Genomic DNA, 24,981 nt, shown 5'->3' with positions numbered 1-24,981 from the left:
TTCAATACACGTTAAATGACAATATCTTCCCGGTTTGAAACGGAATTACGTGCATTGTCCGGTCGAAACTTTTCGGAATATTTCTGTCCACAGCACAAGCGCGACAGGGGCACCCGGTCACGGTCCTGACGGGTGCCCAGGCAAAAGCGTTTTCAGCTGCTCTTGCGGATCGGCGCATCGTTGCGTTGCCGCGCAGCAGCCGCCTTAGCCGCCTGCTCCTCCTTGAGGATCAGTTCCTTCGGCTTCTTGCCGATGATTTGCTTGCGGCCGGTCTTGGAGAATGGCTGAACGATCTGGGCAAGGAAGCTGTCGGCGACCTTGCCCGTGATGCCTATGTCGGTGGACGAGGGGCGAGGCGGATTATGGTAAGTGCCGAGGATCTGGTCCCAGATCACGAGGTTCTCGCCGTAATTGGTGTTGCCTTCGGCGAGCAACTTGGAATGATGCCAGCGGTGTAGGCGCGGGGTCGACAGGATCCAGTCGAGCGGGCCGGTGCGTACATCGATGTTGCAATGCGTGAGCAGACCGATGAAGGCCGTGACCGCCCCGATCCACAGGAAAACCGGCAGCGGCGCGCCGAGCAGATAAAGCGGGATCTGGCTGAGCGCGATCTTGAACAGGCTGTCGACTATGTGAAAGCGCCCGGTATTGATGACCCACAGGCGCTCGACGCTGTGATGCAAGGCATGGAAACGCCAAAGCGACAGGTGCTCGTGCGCCAGGCGATGGGCGAGATAGAGACCAAGTTCGGCAATGACAAGCCCGAGCACGACCTGCACGGCCATCGGCCATTGCTCCGGCCAGATATCCGCTTTGTGGCTCAGAAATGGCTGTGCCACCGTGGCTACCGCCATTGGAAACGAAGCGCCAATGGCGGCGGCAATCTGCACCGCCCCCTTGCTCAGAAGCGTGTGGGCGATGTTGTTGAACGTCTCGCCGTCAGGATCGAGCCAGGTTTCCTCATAGGGCATGAGCCGCTCGAAGAGCGCGATAGTCACGACCACGGAGAAATAGACGACATTGAACCACAGCAGATGCATCTGGGAGTTGAAGGCAAAATAGGAGCCCACCAGCCCGGCGCAAAAGATGGCCGGCCACAGCAGGGATGAAACAGCAGCGTAAAGACGCGAACTGCTTTGAAATCTCATTCCATCGTCCTCAGATTTGGATCATCGAAGAATTCGTGCGCGAGTAAACGCGATATGTAGCGTGGTGATTGTGGAGTCGAAAGTGAAATTTTTCGCCACGGAGGCGAAGAGTGAGCCATTGAGAGGAGTACACATGCGTATTGAGGAAGCCGGACACGAGCATTTGGATGCGTGGGTGCGTTTGCGCTCCGAGCTTTGGCCCGGCGATTCGATCGAGCATCACCGATCCGAGCTTGAGCAGCTTCGTTCCGATGAGGGTGCTATTGGGCTCGTTGCGATTGATGCTGCCGATCATGTCGTCGGTTTTGCTGAAGCGACATTGCGGCATGATTACGTCAATGGCTGCGACACTTCGCCCGTCCTGTTTCTCGAGGGTATCTATGTTCGCCATGAGCATCGCCGGCAAGGCATTGCGCAGGCGCTTTGCCAGGCTGTTGCCGACTGGGGACGAGCCGCCGGCTGTGTTGAATTTGCATCCGATGCGCGGATCGACAATCTCGACAGCCACGCTTTCCACAACGCACTCGGTTTCGTGGAAACCCAGCGCGTGGTTTATTTTCGCAAGTCTCTCTAAACCGGAGTCCGGAGAAGTATCCGGCCTATCCGAATGTCAGCTTGGTTTTCTGCTGTCCTGTCGCGTCGAAATTCTCAGGCGCGAGCCAACGCTCGTAACCTGCCTTCAGGCGGGGCCAGTCGGCATCGATCATCGCAAACCAGGCGGTGTCACGGTTCTGGCCCTTCGCAACCATGTGCTGGCGGAAGATGCCTTCGAAGGCGAAGCCGAAGCGTTCGGCCGCCCGCTTCGACGGTTCGTTGAGGTTGTTGCATTTCCATTCGAAGCGGCGGTAACCGAGCGTATCGAAGACATAGGATGCGAAAAGGAAGAGGGTTTCAGTCGTCACTGGGCTGCGTGCGATCGCCGGCCCCCACAGGATGCTGCCGATCTCGATGACACCATGCGTATTGTCGATCCGCATTAGGGCTTGTCTGCCTTCGGCTTTCCCCGTCCGCTTGTCGATCGTTGCGAAGAAAAGAGGATCGGCGCCAGATGCCGCTTTTTCAAGCCATGGAGTAAAGGCGGCGTAGTCGGCAGGCGCGCTTTCGAAAAGATAGCGGAAGCGGTCTTCAGCGCCAGGCTGCTGAGCCGAAGCATAAAGGTTCTCGCCATGGCGCGCCGGGTCGAGAGGCTCGATCCTGACATAGCGGCCTTCGAGGGTGGTTCGTTCGGGGCGCGGCACTCCGCTCCAGCTGGCAAGATCCATATCAAAATCCTTTGGTCATCAAATGCAGTTTAGCGAAGCCGGCCGGATTGTATCAAGTCCTTGAGCGACTGCGGCAATTCCATTCCGCCCGGCGTGCCGGGCGCGGCTTCCGCCGGCGCCAAATGGCTCCTCATCGGCAAAACTCCGGCCCAGACCGGATGATGAGCCTCGTCCATATCGCCCGGTGGACCGTTGCGGATCTTGGCGGAGGCCTCGTCGATCTTCATCCGCATCACCGATGTCGCCTTTACTTCCTGCTTGGTCATCGGCCTCAGGCTCTCCCAGCGGCCGGGAAACAGGTCCTCGACCAGACGTCGCAGCGCCTCGGTTTTTTCGTCGATGTCATCGACCGGACGGGCGGTGCCGAAGACCATGGCGGAGCGGTAGTTGACCGAATGGTTGAAGGCGGAACGGGCGAGCACATAGCCGTCCATGATGCTGCAGGTGAGACACACCGGCATATCTTCCGCCGCGCGCAGAAAGCGGCTCGCGGATGAGCCGTGCCAATAGACATAATCGCCTTCGCGCCAGTGCAGGGTCGGCGTCACATAGGGTGCGCCATTGATGACATAGCCGACGTGACAGAGTGGTGCGGCATCGAGAATGGCATGGACGTCGGCATGGGCATGGCTCCCACGTTTTGGGCTGCGCCGGACGCGGGTGCGCTCGGTGGTCGGGTAATCCTTTGTACTTGGCGGGTAATGATCGGCCATGTCGTCCTCGTCGATTGATCCTTGATCTCTGCCAACAAAGAGGTAGGCTATAAATAGCCAGTTTTTTGATTTTTAGCAGACCAGTTGGTGCGTCATGACAACAGTTGCACAGTGGCCGGCGCTCGATCGTGTTTCGGGCGATCTGGAAGGGCAGGTCTATCGGTTGATGCGCGATCGTATCCTGCGCGGGCAGATGCCTGCCGGGCAGCGTGTGCCGTCAACGCGGGGAATGGCGATTTCGCTCGGCGTCGCCCGGTCCACCGTCGTCAGTGCCTATGATCGCTTGAAGGAAGAGGGTTATCTGCAGTCGACGACGGGTGCGGCAACCCGCGTAGCGGCTTTCCCTTCGCCGTCGCCGTTTGGCCAGCCCGCAGCGCCACTACCGAATGCGCCCCGCATTACGGAATTCAAGAGGGGTGGATTGTTCGAGCCCGGAGTGCCTGACGTCTCAACCTTTCCCCATGCGGCCTGGGCGCGATGTCTCGGCGCCCGTGGCCGGTCCCTTCGCGTTCATGATCTCGGCTATGGCGCCCAGAGCGGGCTTCCTGAATTGCGCGCGGCGATCCTCGATCATATCTCGGCGACGCGCGGTGTCGCCGCCCGGCCCGAGCAGGTGCTGATCGTGCCGTCGACGGGCGCGGCGATCGGGTTACTCGCCAGCGTGCTGCTTCAGGCCAACGGCTCGAATGGCGACATCGCCTGGATCGAGGATCCGGGCTATGCGACGGCGCAGGCACTGTTAAGGGTGGCGGGTGCCAACCTCGTGCCCGTGCCCTGTGATGAGGAAGGCATCGATATTGGTCGCGCGGCCGGGCCGCCGCCGCGGCTGATCTATGTCACGCCCTCGCACCAGTATCCGACCGGTGTCACCATGAGCCTGCCCCGTCGCCTGGCGCTGCTCGAATTCGCCCGCGCCACCGGAGCCATCGTTCTGGAGGATGATTACGATAGCGAGTTCCAGTATGCGACCCGCCCGATCGCCGCCTTGCAGGGCATCGATCGTGGCGAAGTGGTCGCCTATCTCGGCACATTTTCGAAGACGCTGGCCCCGGGCATGCGTGTTGCTTATGTCGTGGTGCCTTCCAGGCTCTTGGCGGCTGTCGAGGTGGCGCAGAGACTGAGGGGAGCGATCGTGTCGATCCATATTCAGGCGGCACTTGCCGATTTTATCAGCGAAGGCCGGTTTCGCGCGCATCTGCGCCATATGAATGCCGTTTATGCGGAACGCATGGCGGCAGTTGTCTCCGCGCTCAGGCATCACTGCGGCCAGCACCTTGCCGTCGGCGAAGGTAGTGGCGGCCAGCAGCTGGCGAGCTGGTTTCGGGACGCTGCCGTCAATGACGTCGCCGCCATGCGCGCCATCAATTCGCACGGCTTCGCATTGCGCGCCATGTCCTCGCTGCATCTCGGAGAGTCGCGGCCGGGACTGCTGTTCGGCATCGCCCGCATGGAAGCCCACGCAGCGGATGCGGCGGCGGCAAAGATTGCAAGACTGCTTGCGATGGCATCCATCAGCGGCTGACGAACAGCGCCCTGTATTGTCGAGGGGTCATGCCCTTTAACGCCTTGAATTGCCGGTTGAAGTTGGCGAGCGAGACGTAGCCGACTGCGTCGCTGATGTGGTGCACGGCCTGATCGGTGGAGGAAAGGCGGGCGCAGGCGTCACCGATGCGCATGCGGATGATGTAATCGGATATGGCCAGGCCCGTGTGGCGTCGAAACATGCGATGCAGGCCGGAGACACTGAGCGCGGCAATATCGGCCAGTTCATCGAGGCTGATCGCGCGGGAATAGTGGAGATGCATATGGGTCAGCACGCGATCTATGCGCTCGCGGCTTTCCTTGATGTCCGGTGCCTGAGCCGGCCCGCTTGCAAGTGGCATGGCCTGCCGGTCTTCCGCGGCGCCGGCGAGAATACCCAATAGCGACAGCAATCGTTCGACGGGAGGCTTCTCGAAAATCGCCTCGAAGGCAGGCCGCAGGGCTGCGGCTGCAGCACTCGAAAAATGGAGACCATTGTCGGCGTGGCGCAGCATGGTTTCGATCGGCCGGAATTCGACGGCCCCACCCGTCATCTGCAACAACCAGTCGCGATGAAACCAGAGTACCAGCGCGACGTGGGGCTCAGACTCGTCGATCTTGGCGCGCGAGGCCCAGCTGTGCGGCAGATTGGGGCCGACAAGGACGAGATCGCCGTCGCCATATTCGCCGCTGTGATCGCCGATGAAGCGCTGCCCGATCGAGTTCAGCGTCAGTGTGAGCTCAAACTCCGGGTGATGGTGCCACTGGAAAGGAATGCAATCGTCCAGCCTGCGATTGAGCATGCTCCACGATGCCTCTGGCGAGCTCGGCAACACTTCGAGATAAGGCTTCATAGGGCGCCCATACAGTACTAGACGCCAGAATAGTATCAGAATTGGCCAGAGCCGGGCAACATCAAAGCAGGAGCTGCGGTTACAACCGTTCTGTCACCCGAGACGAAGGGACCAGCCAGATGGAGGAAATCAATGCACCCTGCCTTGAAACGAGATGCCCACCCGACCGCATCCACGGTTACGACGCAACTGAAGGATATAAGGAAGACATTGCCGCTCAGGGTGCTGTCGAAGAACGACTGGCAGCAGTGGATCACCAAGGGCTATGTGATTGTGCGCGGCGCCGTGCCGGCGGCGAATGTCGAGCGGCTTGTCGACGTTTTGTGGCGCTTTGACGAGAAAGATCCGAACGATCCTTCCACCTGGTATGCGCCGCAACGGCGCGAGCACAAGATGAAGGAGCTCAACAACACAGGCATGCTGGAGATCTACAATCATCAGTATCTCTGGGATAACCGCATGGAGAAGCGGATCTACGACGTCTTCGTCGACATATGGGACCGCGAGGATCTGTGGGTCACCATCGATCGGGCCAATCTCAATCCGCCAAAGAAGGTGAAGGGAAATCCGAACGGCTTCATTCATTGGGATGTGGACACTTCGATCCGACCGTTGCCTATCGGTGTGCAGGGCGTGCTGAGCCTCAAGAAGCAGGATGGCGATGTCGGCGGATTTCAGTGCGTGCCGGCGCTCTTCGAGCATTTCGACGCCTGGGAAAAGACCCAGCCGGCGGATCGCGATCCGATGCATCCCGACATGACTGATCTGTCGGTCGTCAATATCGATATGGAGCCGGGCGACCTGATGATCTTCAATTCGCTGCTGGCGCACGGCGTGCGGCCGAACCACGCCGACAATCGCGTTCGTATGGCGCAGTACATCTCCATGCATCCGGCTGAGTTCGACAATGTCGGCGAGCGTGAGGAGCGTATTCGTCTGTGGCGGGAGCTCGATCACCCGCAGCGCGATGCCTTTCCCGGCGATCCCCGCGAATGGGAAAAGCACAACGCCTCTATGGCAGTGCTGACGCCATTGGGCGAGAAGCTGCTGGGGCTCAAGGCTTGGTAAGCACCACGCCTTGATTTCAAAGGAGGTATCGAGCGACCGGGCGTTGCTCGATACCGCTGCAGATCAGTTTTGATTCCAGCGGTGGATGACGGGTTCGGTCATGTCGTGTTCGTAACCGAGCACGCTGATGCTTGTGGTGTCGAGTATCAGCCGCGCCCCGTCTTGCGGCGGCAGGCCGACCCAACGAGCGGCGAAGGCGCGCAGAAAATGAGCGCTGGAGAAGATCAGGACGGAACCGTCGATGGCGCGAAGTTCGCCGATGATCCGGTCGGCGCGTGCGCCGACATCGGCAGCCGTTTCGCCATTCGGGCAGCCGTCGCGAAAGACTTGCCAGCCCGGGCGTTCGGCATGGATCGCCTTGGTGGTGATGCCCTCATAGGCGCCGTAGTCCCATTCGGCCAGATCGTCCTTGACGACGCGCCGGTCGCCGAAGCCGGCAAGCGTACAGGTGTTCTGGGCCCGCTGCGACGGGCTCGACCAGACGGCGGCAAAATCGATCGCGGGCAGGCGATCCGCAACCTTGCGGGCAGCTTCCTCGCCGGCTGGCGTCAAGGGAATGTCAGTCCGGCCGGTATGCCTGCCGGAAAGGCTCCATTCCGTCTGTCCGTGGCGCACCAGATAGATTTCGGGATGGGCGCTGCTCATGTGACCGTTTCTCCATTTCGCCGATGCTGCCGAATTCTTCGCATCTGCGAGGGAGCGTGTCGAGGGGCGTTATCGCTTCACGGCGCGGCGGACGCTGTAGAGCAGAATGGCGAGGCAGCCGAGCAACAGCAGAACGGCTCCGGCAAGCGGCGGCATGGCGAGAAACTCGACCGCGCCTGCAATTGCGAGGATGAGGATGAGGCAGAGCGTGGCGAGGCTGCCGTCATCGATGAACATGCCGATGAGTTCGGACAGGGCAATGCGGAGAACGGTCATTGGGCTGCCTTTGCTGTTGGGTTGCCGGTGGAGCCGCGCAGGCCACGGAGGATGGCGTAAGAGGCAAGCGAGACGATCGCAAAGATAGCGATTAGGGAGAGATCCGCGCCCGGCCAGTGAGCGCCAATGCCTTCGCCTGTCCAGAAAATCCCGAAGCTCGTCAGCATCAGGCCAACGACGAACTTAAGGGTATTTTCCGGCACAGTTGCGAGCGGGCGATGCACCAGCAGCCCGATCAGCATCACCAGAATGAAGGCGGCAAGAGCGCCGAGGCCGGCATAGAGCGTAAGGCCGTGCGCACCGCCGACGGCGACGACGATGAAAACCACCTCGACGCCCTCAAGCAGCACCGCCTTGAAGGCCGCAAGGCCGGCAAGATAATCGGCGCGGTGATCGGTCGATTGTGCCCGCAGGCTTGCGGTTTCCTTCGAGAAGGCGGCTTCCTCGTCATGCAGGGCGATGACACCAAGCGAGCGGAGGATGGCCTTGCGCAACCAGCGCATGCCAAACAGGATCAGCAGAACGCCGACGACGAATTGCAACGTTTCGATGGGCACGAGCGCCAGCAGCGGACCAAAGATGAGGACGAGGGCGGCGAGCACTGCAAGCGCAAGTGCGGCACCGGTCAGCGCCGGACGCCAACTCCGGGTCACGCCGACGGCGAGTACGATAGTGAAAGCTTCCACGACCTCGACGAATGAGCCGAGAAAGGATGCCGTCACGGTAGAGAGAATGGGTGTGAGGCTGTTCATGAGATGATTCCCGAATGACGGTTAGGGCTTTGATTTTGCATGGTCTTGTTCGGCAGATTTTCTTCATGTTCCAGGTGAGCTTGCGCCGCGTCGGCGTTCATTTCCGCTTTCGCGTGCCGCGTTTGGCCCAGGCCTTGTCGAGAGAACCGCGCAGCGTGCTCAGTTGGTCGAGGCTGTCGATGGCCGCATCCTTGTTCTTTGCCGCCAGCGCAACGATCATCGCTTCGATCAGCACCATCGTGCCGCCGTGCATGGCAAGGTGATCGGCATTGCCGCGCGGCACGGGCAGGATTTCGGCCACCTTGTCGGCGACCAGCGGGCCGAGGTCGTCGCTGACCAATATGACCGGTGCGTTCTGACGGGCTGCGTGTTCGAGCAGGATCTCGACTTCGCGGTAGAGCGGCGCATAGGCCATGATCAGCACTGCGTCGCCCTTGCCGATCCACAGGAGACGGTCGGCGAGCGCGATGCCTGAGGCAGAGAGAGGGTTTGTCGGCAGGCCGATGCGGTTGAATTGCAGGCTGGCATAATCGGCTATCGCGCCGGATGGGCCGATGCCGAAGACATGACGGCGAGGTGCGCCAACCAGAATATCGATGCAACGCTCGAAGCTTACGGCGAACTGCTCATGCCGCAGCGATTCCAATGCCTTGTCGTGAATGCCTATGACATGGCGCAACGCATCGCCAGCGTAGCCACCGGTTTCAGCGAGGGTTCGCTCCATTCGCGTGCTGGGCGACGGCGTTCCCGTCAGTTCCGCAAGTAGGGCAGCCCGCAGCGTCGACAGGCTTTCGAAGCCGAGGGCGCGGGCAGTGCGCACGACCGTCGCGTCACTGGTGCCGGCCAGCTGGGCGATCTGGGCAGCCGAATTGAGCAGGACCGCCTGCTTCTGATCGATGAAGAAGCGGGCGATGCGCTGCTCTGCGGGTGCAAGCGTATCGAAAACGGCGAGAACCCGGCTTTCGAAGGTCGGCAGCTCTTGCGTCCTGTCTGTCATCCCGGTGTTCCATATTCGTAGTAAATGCTACTTGCATGGATATAGGTAGCATTTACTACGAACGAATGACAACAAGATTCAACGGATGCCTTGCCGTCTGGCGAGACATCCGCTGTTTCAGTCGGTCATGGAGACCGCCTTGGTCGACCCCGGACTATGCCGCCAGAGCGGCCCGCACCGCCGGGATAACCTTCTGGCCATAGAGATCGATGCAACGCATCATCTTCTCATGGCCGAGCGCACCGGCGCTATACTTCAACTGGAAGCGGCTGATGCCAAGCGTCTTGACCACGGGCGCGAGCTTGGCGGCGACCGTTTCCGGCGAACCGACATAGAGCGAGCCCTTTTCGATCTCGCTATCGAACTCCGCCCGCGTCATGGGCGGCCAGCCGCGCTCGCGGCCGATGCGGTCACGCATCGCCTTGAAGCAGGGCCACAATTCTTCGCGCGCCTGTTCGTCCGTCTCGGCGATGTAGCCCGGCGAATGGATGCCGATCGGCCGCACGGGCTTGCCGAGCTGTTCGAAGGCGCGATGATAGAGATCGACATAGGGCTGGAAGCGATAAGGGCTGCCGCCGATGATCGCGAGCATGAGTGGCAAGTCATAGTGGGCGGCACGGACAACCGATTCCGGGCTGCCGCCGACGCCGATCCATGTCTTCAGGTGGCCGCTCTCGATGGTCGGGAAGACCTTCTGGTTCTTCAAGGGTGGGCGGATGCTGCCCTGCCATGTCACCGGATCGTTGGAGAGCAGTGCTGCGAAGAGATCCAGCTTTTCCTCGAAGAGCTTTTCATATTGTGAAAGCTCGAAGCCGAACAACGGGAAGGATTCCGTGAAGGATCCGCGGCCAAGGATGACCTCGGCACGACCGTTCGAAATAGCGTTGACGCTGGAGAAGCGCTGGAAAACCCGGATCGGGTCATCCGAGCTCAGCACCGTCACTGCCGATCCGAGATGGATCTTCGATGTGCGACTGGCGATGGCGGCCAGTATGGTTTCGGGTGAGGAAACTGCGAAGTCTTCGCGGTGATGCTCGCCGATGCCGAAGAAGTCGATGCCCAGCTTGTCGGCCAGGACGCCTTCTTCGACGACGTTGCGGAGAACCTGTGCGTGCGGCAATGGCGCGCCCTTGTCGTCAAAGGTCACGTCGCCGAAAGTATCCAGGCCGAATTCGACATTGTTTGTCGTCATGATTTTTCCTGTCATGTGTCGAAGTGATGTTGAGCAAGCATGTAGTGTCGTTCCCGATCGGCAACTACCCGGAAAGTTTCGGCCGAAACCTTCGAGGAATTCGATATGACGATGACAATCCAGGGTATGCGGCAACGATGACGTTGCGTTCGGCGACGCCTCCGCCAATATTAGCTTTGCTATCAGCCCGATCGGGCCAGAGGAGGAAACACATGGTCGCACTGAAAAAGGTCAATCTTACCAAGGCTTTTGCCGCTTTTGACGAGACGTGGAGCCCGCGTGTCGGCGGCGACATCAACGATTTTCAGGTGAAGCTCGTCAAGCTGGATGGCGCCTTCCATTGGCATCATCATGAAGAGGAGGATGAGCTGTTCTTCGTCGTCAAGGGCACGCTGCGCATGAAGCTGCATGAGGAGAATGGCGGCGATATCGTGCTTGGCCCAGGCGAATACATTATCGTGCCGCATGGCGTGGAGCATTGCCCGGTCGCCGAGCCGACATGCGAGGTCGTGCTCTTCGAGCGGAATACGACGCTCAATACCGGCAATGTGGAAAACGAGCGGACCGTCAGACAGCCCAAGCGACTTTGAGCAATCCCGATTGCTTGGCAGCCCCGCCGGAACGGGGCTGCCGGTTACTGCGTGGCGCTATCAGTTCTGCGCCAGCTTGTTAGACGGTGTGCGGCAGGCGGCAAACAGGTCCAGGCTGGGATCATAGACCTTCGTCGAGACATCCATCATGCCCAGAACACTGTGGAAGATGTTGTCGTGGGAGTGCGTGCCTGTGGCCGCATTCTTGGAGAGGCAGGCCATGTCGTAGCCGCCCGTCTTTGCCAGATCGTCAGCCATCCACACCAGCATCGGCACAGTCGTCTGCTGTGCCGGGGCGATGATATAGGGCGTGCCGTGCAGGTAGATGCCGTTCTCGCCGAGCGACTCGCCATGATCGGAGAAATAGAGCACGGCGCCGGATATGGAGTTCGATCGCTGCTTCAGCTTGTCGATGACCATCGAGACGATGTGATCCGTGTAGAGGATCGTGTTATCATAGGCATTGGTGATCTCTTCCTGCGAGCAGGAGCTGAAGTCGTTTGAACGGCAATCGGGCCTGAAGCGGCGGAATTCCTCCGGATAGCGCTGATAGTAAGCCGGGCCATGGCTGCCGAGCTGATGCAATACGAGAACGCTGTCTCCCTTTACCTTGTCGAGCCAGCCATCGACCTTGTCGACGAGGATTTCGTCCTTGCATTCGCCGTCCTTGCAGAAGCGCGGATCGGCCGAAGGCGGCAGATAGGTGTAGGAAACACGGTCGGTCACATTGTAGCTGCCGGTGTCATTGTCCAGCCAGGTCACATCGACTTTGGCGTGGGTGAGCACATCGAGCAGGTTTTCCGTCTCCAGTCCCTTGCGATGAGAATATTGTGCCCGGGTATAGACCGAGAAGAGGCAAGGTATCGAGGTTGCCGTCGCCGTGCCGCAGCTGCTGGTATTGGGGAAGTAAACGACATTGCGTTTCGCCAGCTCGGGATTGGTCTCTTTGCTGTAGCCGCCGAGCGAAAAGTTCTGTGCACGGGCGGTTTCGCCAGCCACGATGATCGTTACCCGTGGCTTGCCGTTGTCGACGGCGCCGACTTTGCGGGCGTCCGTCCCGAGAGGGCCTGCGACGACATTGGCGTTCCTTTGCATGTCGATGCCGTAGCGCACCACGCTGGCGATCGGCACCACGGGATTGAGGGTGTCCAACAGGTCGCGGTGCGCACGGCCGACGCCGGCATAGGTCTTGTAGAAGCTGGTGCCTGCGGCGACGAAGACGGCGGTACAGGCGAGAATGACGGCGGTGTTATAGACGAGCTTCCAGAGGATCGGGCGATGGATGATCCGCACCCAAATGATCACCAGCGCCGGCAGAATACCGGTCAACAGCACATGCATCGCGAAACGTGTGGTGATCAGGTGCCCGGCTTCCGCGCCCGTCGAGACGGCGGCATTGCGGATCATTTCCTTATCGATGATCACGCCGAACTGATCGTTGAACCAGGAGGATACCGATGCTACCAGCACGAAGAAGATCAGGGCTGGCTTGGTGATGTATTTTGCCGAAAATAGCGTGAAAAGTGCCAGGATGGCAGCGGAAATGCCCGCTACGAAGCCGACGAAGGCGAGCGGCTCCGAGGTGATGAAATAGACATAGGACTTCGCCCAGAAGGTCTGGTTTGTCACAAGAAGTACATAAAGGGTGGTTATAAGGCACAGTGTGACGCTGCCGATGGCTGGCCTGACGAAACGTCGGCCAGATGAAGCGTTATTGTCGTTCAATGCTTTTCTCCGAAGCATGTGCTGTCGGCGGGACCGGAAAATCCCAGCCGCAGGCTGCAGCTTTGATTGCTAAAGCCATCTACGGTGGCGACCATTCCTGACAATTACCTGAACGGTAGACGCTTGAACACAGCTGTTTGCGTGTTGGCTCATATTCACTTTGCTTTTTGTGGCATTGCCGGCTGAATTTCAGGTCGCCGTCAGCAATCCCGATCATAGGATCCGTGATTGCAACCGGGGGCGCAATTGTGCGGGTTTTATTGGTCGAAGACGATCCGACGATCGGCAATGCCGTGCAGGATCACCTGCGTGCGGAAGGCTGGTCGGTCGAGTGGTCGATGACGCTGCAATCGGCAACAGCCGCAGTTACCAGCGAAATTCATGATGTCGTCCTTCTCGACCTTCGCCTGCCGGATGGAAGCGGCCTCGACGTGCTGAAGCGTATGGAAATACTGGGGAATTCGACGCCCGTGATCGTGATGTCGGCCTATGATCAGCTATCGGACCAGATGACGGCCATCGGTATCGGCGCCGTCGACTATCTCGTGAAGCCTTTTGGGCTTGCCGAGATGACCGCTCGTGTGCGGAAGGCAGTCAAATGGAGAGAGCGCACCAGGCTGCGCAATGCAGGATGAGCGTTGCCGGTCTCAGGACTGGATGGATGATGGCCCCGAGCGCATAAAATCGATGACTGCCATGGCTGCTGCAAAGACAACCAGCGACAGAAGCCAGCCCAGAATGGCGTCCGACAGGTAGTGGGCTCCGGTGAAGACGCGCATGAAAGGCATCATGATGGAGATGACGGCAAGCGGGATGCCGAGCGGAAAGCGGAGGCGCGGCGGCAATAGCAGCACGAGACAGAGCAGCCAGCCGCCGGAGGATGCTTCACCGGAAACGAAGGAGCAATTTCCAAGGCACTTGCCGGCGAATGAGCCCGCCTGCGCGAAATCCAGCCCACCGCCGAAGAGATCGGTGCCGCGGGGCCTTGGCCTGCCCGAATAGCCCTTGAGCAGCGTATTGACGATAAGACCGCAGCCGATGGCGAGGGAAAGCAGGGCGGCGATGTATTGATCGGTCTTTACCGTCCGCCAGCTTGCGCCGTATCGGCGCCAGGACATGACCAGCGTCGCCAGCAGAGCGACAATGGCGATGTAGGGCAGGGCGAGCGTCACTTCGCGCAAAATTTCGAGAAGAGGGTTTTTCGCAAGGGCAAAGGTGCCGCAGATTTCGCCCACAGGCGTCGATGATGCGCAGGGTACAGCAGTAAAGACGCTCTGAGCGACGGAAAGATCGATGCCAGGAAAGCGATTGAACACGAACAGCAGCAGCCACCAAAGCGTAAACAGCACGAGAAACGCTATAAGGGACCTGCTTACCGGCGTTGTTCGCTTTGCATATGCTGCGCCATCATAATTGTCGAACATCGAAACGCCGGCCACTGTCTGAACAAATCCAAAACAAGCGTCCGCGGGTGTTCTTATAGAACACTGAACGGCTGCCCCCGGGCGTCCCTTATGACAGAAGCCTGACAGCAACCTGAAAGATGAAATGCCTACAGAAGCTAACGAATTGTTCGATAACCGTCGGGTAAGGCCCAACGGTTCGATCAGGTTTCGGCGGCCTCTGCGTTACGGCTATTCACCGGTCTTGAAATAGGCTTCCAGCCGATAGCCGTCGGGATCGATGACGAACGCCGCGTAATAGAACTGGCTGTAATCCGGCCTGATGCCTGGCGAGCCGTTGTCTTCCCCGCCATTGGCGATGCCGGCGGCATAGAAAGAATCGACGGCTTCCCGGCTCGGCGCGACGAAACAGAAATGAAGACCGGAACCGCGATCGGCGGGCACAGGGTGTTCCACTTCACTCACCCAGAACTGGGCGCGTTCCGCGCCGTATCCGACCGTGCCGTCGAAATTGGTCAGGCGTTCATAGCCAAGTGGCGAAAGTGCCGCGTCATAAAATTGCTGCGCCCGCGCCAGGTCTTTGACGCCGATCGAGATATGGTCGAACATAGAAACGAGCTCCCGCCGTGTTGTCTGCAAAACTTTGTGCAAGACCGTGCCCCTGGGGAAGCGCCGGATAGTCCAAAGTCTGCAGATCCAATTCGGCCCCACCTTCTTGCATGGATTGTGGGAAGTCAACAAAGGCGATCCGGCAGTTTGAAAAGGCCTGGATGCGAGGGAATTCGACGAGGGTTCCCAGGTTGCCTCCGCCTTTTCGATGCTGGTAAATTGGGTCGGCCGAGCGCATTTCCGTCGCGTTCTGGAAGCGAATGCGAATTTTTTTCGAAGTGCCTGTCGATTTTAAGCTGCCTGCTTCGTCGTCGATATGAGCGGGATGATCGTGCTGCAATGGTGCAGGCGGCTCGCTTTTAAAGGAACAGCCCCATGCGTTTCATGTCTATCGTCACTGCCACCGATTTCCTGCAGCCGTCGCCAGAGCTTGCTGCGGCCATAAACAAGCTTGCCGACCGGGAGATCAAAGCCGGCCGGATGCTCGACACAGCGGGCCTGATGCCGCTTGCGACCGGAGCGCGGGTCACTATCAAGGATCGCGAATTGCGCGTCATCGACGGGCCTTTCGTCGAGGCCAAGGAAGTCGTCGGCGGCTATGCGATCTTCGAGCTGCAGAGCAAGGAGGAGGCCGTGGCACTGGCGGTCGAATTCATGCAGCTGCACAAGGATTTGATGCCTGGCTGGGAGGGAACATGCGAAGTGCGCGCCTATTTCGAGCATGGCACGGAAGCGGTCTGCGATCCTCTTGCCAATGCCACCCTTTGAGGCTGACGGCTAGCAATCGGGACAGGCGGCCGTGACGGCCGCCGCCACTCATCGGACGATCCTCGCCGTATGGCGGATCGAGCAGCCCAGGCTGATCACCAGCCTGGCAAGGATGCTGCGTGATGTGCCGCTGGCTGAGGATCTGACGCAGGAGGCGCTGGTTGCGGCCCTGGAGCGCTGGCCGCACGCGGGAGTTCCCGAACGGCCCGGTGCCTGGCTCATGGCGACGGCCAAACGCCGGGCACTCGATCATCTGCGCCGCCGCCAGATGCTCGAGCGCAAGCACGACATGATCGCCCGGGACATGGAAGAGGATCAGCAGGCCATGCCGGATCTCGATGCTGCGCTGGACGACGATATCGGCGATGAAATGCTGCGGCTGGTGTTCACCGCGTGCCATCCGCTGCTATCGCGCGAGGCGCGCGTGGCGCTGGCCTTGCGGATGGTGTGCGGACTGACGACCGAGGAAATAGCCAGGGCCTTTCTTCTCCCGGAAGCGACGATCGCCCAGCGCATCGTTCGCGCCAAACGGACGCTGTCGGACTCGGGATTGTCTTACGAAACACCGCATGGCGAGGAACTGTCGCAACGGCTGGCGACGGTGCTGGAAGTGGTCTACCTGATCTTCAACGAAGGCTACACGGCGGCGCGCGGCGAAAACTGGCTGCGGCTGCAGCTCTGCAACGAGGCACTGAGGCTGGGGCGGGTGCTGACGTCGGTGGCTCCGCAGGAGCCGGAGGCCTATGCGCTGCTTGCCCTCATGGAATTGAACGCGTCCCGCGCGGCGGCGCGGACGGATGCCGCTGGCGACCCGATCCTGCTCCTTGATCAAGACCGCGCGCTTTGGGATCAGCTGCAAATTCATCGCGGCTTGCAGGCACTAGCCAGGGTGCGGGAGCTTGGCGGTGTGGGCGGTGCCTATGCCCTGCAAGCGGCGATTGTCGCCTGCCATGCGAGAGCACCAACGGCGGGGGAAACAGACTGGAGGCGCATCGCTGATCTCTATGCGGAGCTTGCAGCGGTCCTGCACTCTCCCATCGTCGAGCTCAATCGCGCGGTTGCCATCGGCATGGTCGACGGTCCGGCGGCGGCACTGGAAATCATCGAGAAGCTTGCGCATGAACCGGCATTGAAGACCTATCATCTTCTGCCCAGCGTTCGAGGCGATCTTCTCTACAAGCTTGGCCGGTATGTCGAGGCACGCTGTGCCTTCGAGGCGGCGGCGGCACTTGCCGGAAATCAGCGGGAGCGCGATCTGCTGATGCGCCGAGCCGCCGAGGCGGCATCCGCCTGAAAGGAATGGACCCGCTCGTTGACGAGCGGGTCGCGATGTTCCGGCCTATTCGGCGGCCTGGTAGTTGACGCCTCTTGCAGCCGATGTCCGCGGGCCGACGGCGGCCAAGAGCGTTATGGCGGCGGCAAGGATCGTCACGAAACCGATGCCGGCGATATAGGGGTTCCAGCCATAGCTCGGTGCTGCGCTGAAGACGGCCGAGGCCGCCGCCAGAATGATGCCGCCGCCAATCTGGAAGGAGGCAAACAGCATGCCCGAAGCGAGACCCGACTTATCCTCTTCGATATCGGACAGGGCTGCGACCTGAATGGACGGATAGGTCATGGCATAGCCGACGCCAAGTAGCAGCTGCGAGACGGCGACGAGCAGGATCGTATCGATCTGGCCGGCCGAGAGCGCCCAGAAGAGATAGCTGATGGCCTGCAAGCCGACGCCGAAGGTCATCAGCAGGGTTGTGCCACGGGCCTGCCCGATGGTGGCGAAGCGCGGGGCAAGGAACATGACGCAGACGCCGCCGATGGCAAAGGCGAAGCCAGTGGCGAAGGCCGACCAGCCGACGACGGTCTGATAGTACAGCGTCGCGATGAACTGGAAGCCGACATAGGCCCCCTGGAACAGCGCGGCGATGGCATTGGCGTGGCTGAGCTTGGCGCGGCGGAACATGGCCAGCGGCACCATCGGATCGCTATGGCGCGATTCGACCAGCAGGAAGAGCAGGATCAGCACCAGGGCTGCCACCAGCGACCCCCAGGTTGCAAATGCCTGCCAGCCGTCGACGGCGGCATTGGTTACGCCGAAGACAAAGAGCAGCAGTCCGGGCGTGATGGTGATGGCGCCGGCCCAGTCGAAGCGGGCGCTCGGGCCGGTTCGCTTGGGGTCCGGCGGCAGGACGAGGGGGGCGACGATCAGCGCGAGAATGGCGACGGGTGCACCCATGACGATGGTTGCCCGCCAGCTGATGATCGTTGCCGCGCCGCCGAGCACCATGCCGAGCACCATGCCGAGCACGAAGCCGGCAGCACCGGTGGAGGAGAATACTCCAAGCGCCTTGGCGCGGGCTTTGCCGTCTGCGAAGACGGAGAGCAGCAGTGCGAGCGCCGCCGGCGCAGTGAAGGCGGCGGCGATGCCCTTGACCAGGCGCGCGGCGATCAGGGTCGGTGCACTATCGACGAAGCCGCCGGCAATGCTGGCGGCGGCAAAGACGGCAAGCGACCAGAGAAATACGCGGCGGTGGCCGAAAAGATCGGCGACGCGGCCGCCGAGCAGCAGAAAGCCGCCATAGCCGAGCACATAGGCGCTGACGGCCCATTGCAGCGAAGTGGCCTGCATGCCGAGCTCTTTCTGGATCGCGGGCAGGGCCACCCCAATGGTGGAGACGTCCATGGCGTCCAGGAAGTTGGCGGCGCATAAAAGCAGCAACGCCAATCCGGCCCCGCTTCGGGTTTGGGAAGAAGTCATCGGGATCGTTCCTTTCTATGCTGTCGCCTCTTGGGAGGTTGAAAGCGGCAGGGAACGAGAAAATGTACATCTTCAAACCCTATTGCAAATTGATAGTAACCATGTCAGGTATTACTGACGATGATGAATGATGCGACACTTCGAAAAATCGATCTCAATCTGCTGCTCGCCTTTTCCGTGCTGATGCAGGAGCGGAATGTCAGCCGCGCGGCCGAGCGCCTGTTGCTCGGTCAGCCGGGTCTTTCCGCAGCACTTCGTCGGTTGCGCGAAACGCTTGACGATGAATTGTTCGTGCGCGTCGGCCGCGGTCTGCAGCCGACGCCGCGGGCGCTTTCCATCGCTCCGGCGATCGAGGATGCGCTTTCCGGTATCGAGCGTGCCATTCGCCCGCCGGCCGCCTTCGATCCAAGGGATTGGCAGGGCGAGTTCCGCCTCGGCATGTGCGACAATCTCGAATCCTCCTTCTTCGGGCCGCTGGTGGCAAGGCTGCGTCAGGAAGCGCCGAATGCGCGGCTGGTCAGTGTGGCTTTCGACAGGCGCGATGCGGCCCGCCTGCTGGACGAGGGCGCCTACGACTTCAGCATCTCCGTGCATGACGAGCCCGCTTCCTGGCATGTTCGCGCGCCATTGTTCGAGCAGGCATCACTCTGCATCTACGACCCCCGCCATCTGAATTGCACGGCACCACTCACCCTCAAGCATTTTGCCAATGCGCCGCATGTGATCGTCTCCATCGAAGGCACCATAGCCACGAATGTGGATGCCGCTCTCGCGCGCCTCGGCCATCGTCGTCAGGTGGTGGCGACTGCGCCGCGCTTTTCCGCTTTGCCGATGACCCTGCAGGCCATTCCGGCGATTGCGACCGTGCCGGAATCCGTTGCCCGCTGCATGGCGAAGCTGCACGACCTGGCGATTTCGGTGCCGCCCCTCGATCTGCCGGCCGACCCGGTGACCATGCTCTATCGACGTGTCGACCAGGCCGACAGCCGGGCAGTGTGGCTACGCCGCCTGTTCGTCGAGGTGGTGACGGATGCGCTGAGAGCAAGCGGCTGCAGCATGGGTGTTTCCACCGACGCTTGCTGCTACGATCCGCCTGTCTTGGCCGAGGCGGTCTAGCCCTGTTCGAAGGCGTTCCTCATGGTTCGGCATACACAACGACTGTCTTTGCGTGCGCCGGAAGACCGGGATCTCGTCTTCCTCACCAAGCTGTTTTCCCGCCCCGAGCTTGTCGTCCACCGGCCCGACCCAACGCCTGATTCACCGGAAGAGAGCGCCCGGCGCCTTGCCCGCGATAGGGCACATTGGCGCCTGCATGGCTTCGGCCGCTGGGCGGTCGAGGCAGAGGGTCGGCTGATCGGCTTCGGCGGCGTTACCGTCTCCACGGAGTTTGACGGGCTCAACATGTCCTATCATCTCCATCCCGATTGCTGGGGAAGCGGCTACGCGACAGAACTTGTCAGGGAGGCATTGGCCTTCTCATTCAGCGAGTTGAACGCCAAGCGGGTGATCGGCCTCGTTCGCCCCGTCAACCTGGCCTCGCGCCGCGTGCTGGAAAAATGCGGCTTCGGCTTCAGGCGGGAAGTGATGCTGCATGGCGCGCCGACGCATCTGTTCTCCTGCGGGCCGGAAGCGCTCTCGGCCTAGCCGTCGGGATAGGGCATGCCATCCTTGTGCACAAACCGGCCATCCGTGCTGGAGCTCATCATGTCGATATCGGAGCAAGTAATGAGGTCGGTCGGCGAGCGGGAGCCGGCTTCGAGATAGATGGCTGTTGTGTCCGACTTATTGATCAGGTGATGCCCGTTTCCGGACCCCTTCGGGAAGGCCGCGCAATCGCCGGCGCGCAGCACCGTCTCGCCGCCATCCTCAACCAGCGTCAACTCGCCCTCCAGCACATAGACGAACTCGTCCTCCTGCGAATGCCAATGCCGCTGGCTCGACCAATTGCCCGGCGGCAGCCGCATGAGATTGACGCCGAAATCCGTGAGCCCGCCGGCATTGCCCAGCCGCTGCCGAATGCGCTCGGCACAGGGATCGTTGAATGGCGCGGGATAATGGGTGCCCTTGATCTTCGGGACTGCTGCAACATCGATCTTCGGCATGAGGGGGTGCCTGTGATTTGTTGAGAGGGGCTGGTGCATATTCGAGTTTAGCAAAACTCGCCCTTGCTGGTCCAGTTGGTCAAACGTCGAGCCGGTGGCCCGGCATTCGTTTCACTGCGAGCCTTAACGCGAAATCTGCAATCACCAGCTCTGCGACCGGGAAAACTATCGGTTGACTCCATGGCGGATGCTGCTACTGATGGTTTGTCGATCTTTTGCTTGCCGAACTTTGGTTACCGCGCGACTGGCACCGCGCTTAAACGAGCTTCCCTTTCAAAATCCATCGCTATCACCGTCCGAGAAGCTTGCTTCCGGTATCTCAATCTATGCTTTGAAAGGGTTCATCATGACCACAGGCACAGTAAAATGGTTCAATTCCACCAAGGGCTTCGGCTTCATTCAGCCTGACGACGGCGGCGCTGACGCGTTCGTCCACATCTCGGCTGTCGAACGCGCTGGAATGCGCGAAATCGTCGAAGGCCAGAAGATCGGCTACGATCTCGAGCGCGACGTCAAGTCGGGCAAGTTGTCGGCCTGCAACCTGCAGGCAGCCTAATCAAAACGGCTCACCCTTTGACCACGGATGTACTGGCACTGGGAAGAGCATGTTTATTTGGAAGGCCGGGCATTGCCCGGCTTTCTTTCGTTTCGCAAGCAAGCCTTGCATCTGTCGGGAGGAGACATCCATGACACAGACCTACAGCAAGTCCAGACAACAGGCCGAGATCGCCTTCGGCAACGCTCAATCGCAGTTCTTCGCGCGCAATCAGGCGGCCGAGGAAATCGACGCCGCCGAACAAGCCCTCCGCGACAAGACCGCCCGGCTTCGCGCGGCGCGGCTTGCCCGTGAAGCGAAGACTGATACTAGTCGCGATTGAAGAGAGGCCGAGGGAGTTTGGCAAGATGCCGACGAGTGTCCGCATGGTCTAACTGCATGCCGTCCTTGTGCACGAACCGTCCATTTGTACGGAAGCTCATCATGTCGCTGTCGGAGCAGAGGCGATGAGATCGGGCGGCGAGCGCGTACCAGCTTCGAGATAGTTAGCCTCAGGCTTGGTTTTTTGCTTCCTTGGCGAGCGGACTTTTGAGGGCTTAGTGAAGACATTGGGAAGCTCGGCGAACAGCATCTCACCCTCTGTTGGACCCTCGCTTGCTTCTGGCCGCTTTGCGGACGTGACCACCGAGATTTCCACGGCTGTCTTCAATGGGGTGACTATGTTGGCCTTAGCCTTGGTGCTCTGAGTGGAGCTCGTGGGGACTGGTTGCGGTGCAAATCGAATCATGGCTTGTAACTCCCTGTTGTTCTCTTTATGTTCTGGGGATGCGCGAAGTCAATGAGAGGCGGCGGGGGAGACAACTGCGAATGTCGGATGCGTTAGGTGATGAGGTGGTGGCTTACCTGCCAAGGGTGGCGGCGTTTCGTGCGTCAATGATATTGCAACTACCAAGAGCGCCACGTAACAAAGCGTCTCTCGCAATGCTGGCCTCCATGCCGACAAGAGAGCTAATCTTGCGGTTCGTAACTTGGCGCATGCGGCTGGTGCCGGCCAAGCCTAGAACCGTCGCGCTGTGGGCGGAAGGCGTTACAGAAGCGCAATTCCGTGGCCTCGTGCCAGAGCTCCAACCACTTCTGCAAAAGGTTGAACGTGGTGGGGACCTTACACCACATCTATCCCGCCTCGTTGAAAGCAGAGGGGTTATCCTGCCTGGAGCAAATCCCGCTGACAAAGGTAAAGACCTAGACGCGATACTTATCCGAAGCGGCCTGCGCCATTTCCATTTGGGAGCAGAGGGGCCTGGAAATCGCGTAGAGCGCAGCCACCGACTAATCTTCGCTGAGGTGCTGCACGAGGAGTTCAGAATTGTTGCCATTTCTGACCACGGGGCTTTCGATCAAGGTTCGCCCGAGCAGCAAAGGTTTCTTGCAATTTGCCGCAGCTATATCGAGAAGGGTATGGCTCCCGATAGCTTCTATATGATGAACCCCGTGATGTCATCCGGTCACAGCATGGTTGTCACTATGTTTGGCCTTCGATGCGAAAAGGAAATCGAGAGGCTTGACCCGCAATTAGATGATCCAACATTTATCGACAGCCTCTATAACGGCCAGCCTATTTCTATAGGCGACACGCAAATAGTCCGCCCCCGGGAGCCGAAGTTCGCTTGGCATTTTGATGATCTAAAATTCGGGATTTTGGACAGGCGGACCAAAGTCTTCTTTTGTCTATTTCCGTTTTTTGCTCGCTAGCCATCCAGCAACATGCACGCGTACCGGCTCCGCATTCCGATACCTAAAGGATATCCGTTCCACGACCGTGACGCGCTGGTGACCCATTGCGGCCGCATCTGCATCTATCGCAAGAAGATCAACGTCTCGACCGTGCTGGCCTGACAGAAACTCGGAATCAAGGACGTCGACGACGGCATTTCGCATACTGACGCGATAACATCACATCCCAGCCGCCCAAAAGGCGGGGGATACAAATAGCAGTATAAATGCTGGATATTGCGCCAATATCGAGTGGATTCTTGACAAGCCACCAAAATAATAGAACTTTCAATGAAAAAATGTGGGAATGCAATTTGTTTTTCAGCAGCTAGTTAGGAACGAAGTTGCTCCTAACACTGCCTTGCTGTCGATTTACAATGGAATTTCAGTATGGCCCCAAATCGTGAAGCCCGATTGAAGACAAAACGCCAGGGCTTCGACTGGAGTCACCCGCTCGTTATATTGGCCGCCACCACAATAATTGGTGCAATCGGTTGGGCCGCGAAAGAATGGTATTCGTCTTTCGATACGAGCAACATAAGGGTTGCTGTTGAAAATCCCAGACAAGCTGTAAAGCTTATAGGACCTCAACCCGAATACTCCGGAAGTCCGTTATTTTGCGATACGGTGGCACTTTCTCTACTGCTCACACATTCTCAGACTGGCGATAGACCAATTTCCGTTAATGGCATCGAGATGGTACAGGAGGATATCCCTCAAGAGTCTCCGTCGTCACCTTTCTCAAGCTGCGATGTAGATCCTTTGGGTGACAGGCCTTACGGAATTGGAGAACGGAAGGTTTTTTTAATGATGTTAGCGCCTACCGGGTCTTCTGGAAGATACATCGAAGGGACGAAGGACACGGAGGCTTGGGGTGTATCGCCGAAAAATTTGCTGTCGGGAGTTGGCCATTCGAGAGTGATCACGCTGGAAAAGAATGAAGCTCCTGTGGTGTTTGAAATCTTTGTGACCTCGCAGCTTAAAAGGGCATCAAAAGTATACTTCAGAGTTAGTTTCGACGCGGGATCTGAAAGGAGTGTTGTCACAATGCCCGTTCAACTTATCGGATCCGGAACGTGAGGTTTCATGTGAGGATTGTTGCTCTGTTCGCACTTTCATGGATGTCGGCGTTTGGGGTCGCGTGGGCCGAAGAACCGCTTTTAACGGACGCGCAATTCCGGCAGTTAGCCCAAAGATTCCAAATTCCGGAACCTGGTCATGCTCTTCTGAAGCCTATTACAGATGCAGAGGACCGCGATGACAACGTGCTAGTCGTCAAGCTTTCAAATGAGTTGATCCAAAAACCGTTGACGGAGTTTGATTCGAGTCAATACGGCATAGCGCTAAAATCGATGGCCTACATGCATCGTGGTCGTGCTCAGGCGATAATTTCAGGAGAAATACAGCCATATCTTGAAGACTTCGATCGCTCCGCGAGCCTTGGCAACCTGCAGGCAATGGAAGACCTGATAAAGCTATGCATGACTTCAGCTATGGGGAAAGCATCGCCAGGTCAGGAGGTCGATGAACCAGAGTCTAAACTGCGGAAATACACTCATCTTGCTGCTCCGCTCGGAGACCCACTATCGGGGATATTGCTTGGAATGGGTAAACTCGACCCGAGCTTAGGATCCGAAGAGAAGGCATTCTGGCTGCTGCTCGGCGTCGCGCACGACAACTTGCCCCCCGAACGTAAACGCAAGACAATAGACGATTTCAGTGAAGCACTTGGATCTGGCAAATTGGAGCGTGGAATTGCCCAATTTGGCCTGACGAAGGTCTTGGACCCTGACTCGGAATTAGGATTACCGGGCCGCAATGCGGTCGACACGATGTTCGTCGAGGCAGATTTACGTGGAACTTTCCAAAGACTTTTGGGAATTATCAGAGCAACAGGAACTATCCCTGAGGCTCCGACCCTGAAAGAAAATTGGCAGTTGTATCGATATTTGGTTGATAGCACGGGATTCGGTTCGGCATACCTACTCATACCGGGCAACAATGACTCTAGGGACGGTCATATGATTGTCCGATCTCGGGCAGCTGTTTCTTCCAATATAAATGCCGGAGACAGAGTTTTCGTCAGGTGTGGACCGCTGTCTCATGTCGCGATGGTTTACAGCGTAGACCGAGCCAAGGGAGAGGTGTTGTTCGCCGACGCAGCTTATCAATTCTGGCAAAAGGAACAAAACGCCTGCATAACCTCGTTTAGGCTCGTCGCTTCCGATGCGGCTCGCCCTTTAACATCCGTCTCTATGGATGATGTGACGCGCGTGTTGGAGGCAATTATTACAGTCCGGGACCGGGACTAAGAGATCGGTACCATCGCGAGGAG

General features: G+C 59.2%; 29 protein-coding genes. 14 read left to right on the top strand and 15 right to left on the bottom strand.

Annotation, left to right across the window (positions count from 1 at the left end):
* Nucleotides 1-152 precede the first annotated feature (152 nt).
* Complete coding sequence (locus BSK43_RS09125) at nt 153-1,148, bottom strand: sterol desaturase family protein (protein WP_136686814.1); 996 nt, start codon at nt 1,146-1,148, stop codon at nt 153-155.
* A 133-nt stretch (nt 1,149-1,281) separates the two neighbouring features.
* Here BSK43_RS09125 and aac(6') point away from each other — a divergent pair, with 133 nt between their 5' ends.
* On the top strand, nt 1,282-1,722 hold the full coding sequence (gene aac(6') / locus BSK43_RS09120) for an aminoglycoside 6'-N-acetyltransferase (RefSeq protein WP_077471914.1): 441 nt from the start codon (nt 1,282-1,284) through the stop codon (nt 1,720-1,722).
* 25 nt (nt 1,723-1,747) lie between these two features.
* On the opposite strand, the gene BSK43_RS09115 is transcribed toward aac(6'), so the two are convergent.
* Together BSK43_RS09115 and BSK43_RS09110 are read right to left on the bottom strand one after the other, a co-directional pair.
* Nucleotides 1,748-2,410 carry a GNAT family protein gene (locus tag BSK43_RS09115; RefSeq protein ID WP_077471913.1) on the bottom strand — a complete coding sequence of 221 codons (663 nt, stop codon included), beginning with the start codon at nt 2,408-2,410 and terminating at the stop codon, nt 1,748-1,750.
* A gap of 29 nt (nt 2,411-2,439) precedes the next feature.
* Nucleotides 2,440-3,123, bottom strand: coding sequence for a pyridoxamine 5'-phosphate oxidase family protein (locus tag BSK43_RS09110; RefSeq protein ID WP_077471912.1), 684 nt, complete (start codon nt 3,121-3,123; stop codon nt 2,440-2,442).
* Between the two features lie 94 nt (nt 3,124-3,217).
* On the opposite strand from BSK43_RS09110, the gene BSK43_RS09105 reads away from it, so the two are divergent.
* Nucleotides 3,218-4,645, top strand: a complete 1,428-nt coding sequence (locus tag BSK43_RS09105; RefSeq protein WP_077471911.1) for a PLP-dependent aminotransferase family protein — start codon at nt 3,218-3,220, stop codon at nt 4,643-4,645.
* Here BSK43_RS09105 and BSK43_RS09100 read toward each other — a convergent pair.
* Nucleotides 4,635-5,498: an AraC family transcriptional regulator gene (locus BSK43_RS09100; protein ID WP_077471910.1), complete on the bottom strand. Its 864-nt coding sequence runs from the start codon at nt 5,496-5,498 to the stop codon at nt 4,635-4,637. The genes BSK43_RS09105 and BSK43_RS09100 overlap by 11 nt on opposite strands.
* A 132-nt stretch (nt 5,499-5,630) precedes the next feature.
* On the opposite strand from BSK43_RS09100, the gene BSK43_RS09095 reads away from it, so the two are divergent.
* A complete protein-coding gene (locus BSK43_RS09095; RefSeq protein ID WP_077471909.1) occupies nt 5,631-6,566 on the top strand; it encodes a phytanoyl-CoA dioxygenase family protein in 936 nt (311 codons plus the stop codon).
* A gap of 63 nt (nt 6,567-6,629) precedes the next feature.
* On the opposite strand, the gene BSK43_RS09090 is transcribed toward BSK43_RS09095, so the two are convergent.
* The 5 genes from BSK43_RS09090 to BSK43_RS09070 form a co-directional block, all read right to left on the bottom strand.
* The gene (locus BSK43_RS09090; RefSeq protein WP_077471908.1) at nt 6,630-7,211 is read right to left on the bottom strand and encodes a histidine phosphatase family protein; all 582 of its coding nucleotides are present in this window, start codon (nt 7,209-7,211) and stop codon (nt 6,630-6,632) included.
* Between the two features lie 69 nt (nt 7,212-7,280).
* Nucleotides 7,281-7,487, bottom strand: a complete 207-nt coding sequence (locus tag BSK43_RS09085; RefSeq protein ID WP_034503887.1) for a hypothetical protein — start codon at nt 7,485-7,487, stop codon at nt 7,281-7,283.
* Entirely contained in the window at nt 7,484-8,239 is a 756-nt protein-coding gene (locus tag BSK43_RS09080) for a COG4280 domain-containing protein (protein WP_077471907.1), read from the bottom strand. The genes BSK43_RS09085 and BSK43_RS09080 overlap by 4 nt, the downstream gene beginning before the upstream one ends.
* Before the next feature lie 97 nt (nt 8,240-8,336).
* Nucleotides 8,337-9,236: a MurR/RpiR family transcriptional regulator gene (locus tag BSK43_RS09075; protein ID WP_136686813.1), complete on the bottom strand. Its 900-nt coding sequence runs from the start codon at nt 9,234-9,236 to the stop codon at nt 8,337-8,339.
* A 154-nt stretch (nt 9,237-9,390) separates the two neighbouring features.
* Complete coding sequence (locus BSK43_RS09070; protein ID WP_077471906.1) at nt 9,391-10,428, bottom strand: LLM class flavin-dependent oxidoreductase; 1,038 nt, start codon at nt 10,426-10,428, stop codon at nt 9,391-9,393.
* Nucleotides 10,429-10,640: 212 nt separating this feature from the next.
* Between BSK43_RS09070 and BSK43_RS09065 the strand changes: the two genes are divergently transcribed.
* Nucleotides 10,641-11,018 (top strand): cupin domain-containing protein, encoded by a 378-nt coding sequence (locus BSK43_RS09065; RefSeq protein ID WP_068401333.1) that lies wholly within the window; start codon nt 10,641-10,643, stop codon nt 11,016-11,018.
* A 60-nt stretch (nt 11,019-11,078) separates the two neighbouring features.
* On the opposite strand, the gene BSK43_RS09060 is transcribed toward BSK43_RS09065, so the two are convergent.
* On the bottom strand, nt 11,079-12,761 hold the full coding sequence (locus tag BSK43_RS09060; RefSeq protein ID WP_077471905.1) for a phosphoethanolamine--lipid A transferase: 1,683 nt from the start codon (nt 12,759-12,761) through the stop codon (nt 11,079-11,081).
* Between the two features lie 230 nt (nt 12,762-12,991).
* Between BSK43_RS09060 and BSK43_RS09055 the strand changes: the two genes are divergently transcribed.
* The gene (locus BSK43_RS09055; RefSeq protein WP_077471926.1) at nt 12,992-13,378 is read left to right on the top strand and encodes a response regulator; all 387 of its coding nucleotides are present in this window, start codon (nt 12,992-12,994) and stop codon (nt 13,376-13,378) included.
* Between the two features lie 12 nt (nt 13,379-13,390).
* Here the strand turns inward: BSK43_RS09055 and BSK43_RS09050 are convergent, their stop codons facing one another.
* From BSK43_RS09050 to BSK43_RS09040, 3 genes are all read right to left on the bottom strand, one after another.
* On the bottom strand, nt 13,391-14,092 hold the full coding sequence (locus BSK43_RS09050; protein WP_246662523.1) for a phosphatase PAP2 family protein: 702 nt from the start codon (nt 14,090-14,092) through the stop codon (nt 13,391-13,393).
* Between the two features lie 285 nt (nt 14,093-14,377).
* Nucleotides 14,378-14,755, bottom strand: coding sequence for a VOC family protein (locus tag BSK43_RS09045; RefSeq protein WP_077471904.1), 378 nt, complete (start codon nt 14,753-14,755; stop codon nt 14,378-14,380).
* Nucleotides 14,697-15,095 carry a hypothetical protein gene (locus tag BSK43_RS09040; protein WP_136686812.1) on the bottom strand — a complete coding sequence of 133 codons (399 nt, stop codon included), beginning with the start codon at nt 15,093-15,095 and terminating at the stop codon, nt 14,697-14,699. The genes BSK43_RS09045 and BSK43_RS09040 overlap by 59 nt, the downstream gene beginning before the upstream one ends.
* 35 nt (nt 15,096-15,130) lie before the next feature.
* On the opposite strand from BSK43_RS09040, the gene BSK43_RS09035 reads away from it, so the two are divergent.
* Both BSK43_RS09035 and BSK43_RS09030 read left to right on the top strand, forming a co-directional pair.
* Complete coding sequence (locus BSK43_RS09035) at nt 15,131-15,523, top strand: YciI family protein (RefSeq protein ID WP_077471903.1); 393 nt, start codon at nt 15,131-15,133, stop codon at nt 15,521-15,523.
* Between the two features lie 31 nt (nt 15,524-15,554).
* Complete coding sequence (locus BSK43_RS09030; protein ID WP_077471902.1) at nt 15,555-16,817, top strand: RNA polymerase sigma factor; 1,263 nt, start codon at nt 15,555-15,557, stop codon at nt 16,815-16,817.
* 45 nt (nt 16,818-16,862) lie between these two features.
* Here the strand turns inward: BSK43_RS09030 and BSK43_RS09025 are convergent, their stop codons facing one another.
* Entirely contained in the window at nt 16,863-18,275 is a 1,413-nt protein-coding gene (locus BSK43_RS09025; RefSeq protein ID WP_077471901.1) for an MFS transporter, read from the bottom strand.
* 120 nt (nt 18,276-18,395) lie between these two features.
* Between BSK43_RS09025 and BSK43_RS09020 the strand changes: the two genes are divergently transcribed.
* A complete protein-coding gene (locus BSK43_RS09020; protein WP_077471900.1) occupies nt 18,396-19,391 on the top strand; it encodes a LysR family transcriptional regulator in 996 nt (331 codons plus the stop codon).
* Between the two features lie 21 nt (nt 19,392-19,412).
* Nucleotides 19,413-19,919, top strand: coding sequence for a GNAT family N-acetyltransferase (locus tag BSK43_RS09015; protein ID WP_077471899.1), 507 nt, complete (start codon nt 19,413-19,415; stop codon nt 19,917-19,919).
* Here the strand turns inward: BSK43_RS09015 and BSK43_RS09010 are convergent.
* Entirely contained in the window at nt 19,916-20,377 is a 462-nt protein-coding gene (locus BSK43_RS09010; RefSeq protein ID WP_077471898.1) for a cupin domain-containing protein, read from the bottom strand. The genes BSK43_RS09015 and BSK43_RS09010 overlap by 4 nt on opposite strands.
* A 346-nt stretch (nt 20,378-20,723) precedes the next feature.
* On the opposite strand from BSK43_RS09010, the gene BSK43_RS09005 reads away from it, so the two are divergent.
* The 5 genes from BSK43_RS09005 to BSK43_RS08980 all read left to right on the top strand — a co-directional run bounded on the left by BSK43_RS09005 (nt 20,724) and on the right by BSK43_RS08980 (nt 24,958).
* Nucleotides 20,724-20,933 carry a cold-shock protein gene (locus BSK43_RS09005; protein ID WP_077471897.1) on the top strand — a complete coding sequence of 70 codons (210 nt, stop codon included), beginning with the start codon at nt 20,724-20,726 and terminating at the stop codon, nt 20,931-20,933.
* Nucleotides 20,934-21,063: 130 nt separating this feature from the next.
* On the top strand, nt 21,064-21,255 hold the full coding sequence (locus BSK43_RS09000) for a hypothetical protein (RefSeq protein WP_077471896.1): 192 nt from the start codon (nt 21,064-21,066) through the stop codon (nt 21,253-21,255).
* Nucleotides 21,256-21,740: 485 nt separating this feature from the next.
* Nucleotides 21,741-22,625: a hypothetical protein gene (locus tag BSK43_RS08990; RefSeq protein WP_077471894.1), complete on the top strand. Its 885-nt coding sequence runs from the start codon at nt 21,741-21,743 to the stop codon at nt 22,623-22,625.
* Nucleotides 22,626-23,036: 411 nt separating this feature from the next.
* On the top strand, nt 23,037-23,726 hold the full coding sequence (locus BSK43_RS08985; RefSeq protein WP_136686811.1) for a hypothetical protein: 690 nt from the start codon (nt 23,037-23,039) through the stop codon (nt 23,724-23,726).
* Nucleotides 23,727-23,734: 8 nt separating this feature from the next.
* Nucleotides 23,735-24,958, top strand: a complete 1,224-nt coding sequence (locus BSK43_RS08980; protein WP_136686810.1) for a hypothetical protein — start codon at nt 23,735-23,737, stop codon at nt 24,956-24,958.
* Nucleotides 24,959-24,981 lie beyond the last annotated feature (23 nt).

It is taken from the genome of Rhizobium sp. P44RR-XXIV (assembly GCF_001999485.2).
GTDB lineage: Bacteria > Pseudomonadota > Alphaproteobacteria > Rhizobiales > Rhizobiaceae > Rhizobium.
Note: the sequence above shows the minus strand (reverse complement) of the source record. Positions and strands in the feature narration are given on the sequence as shown.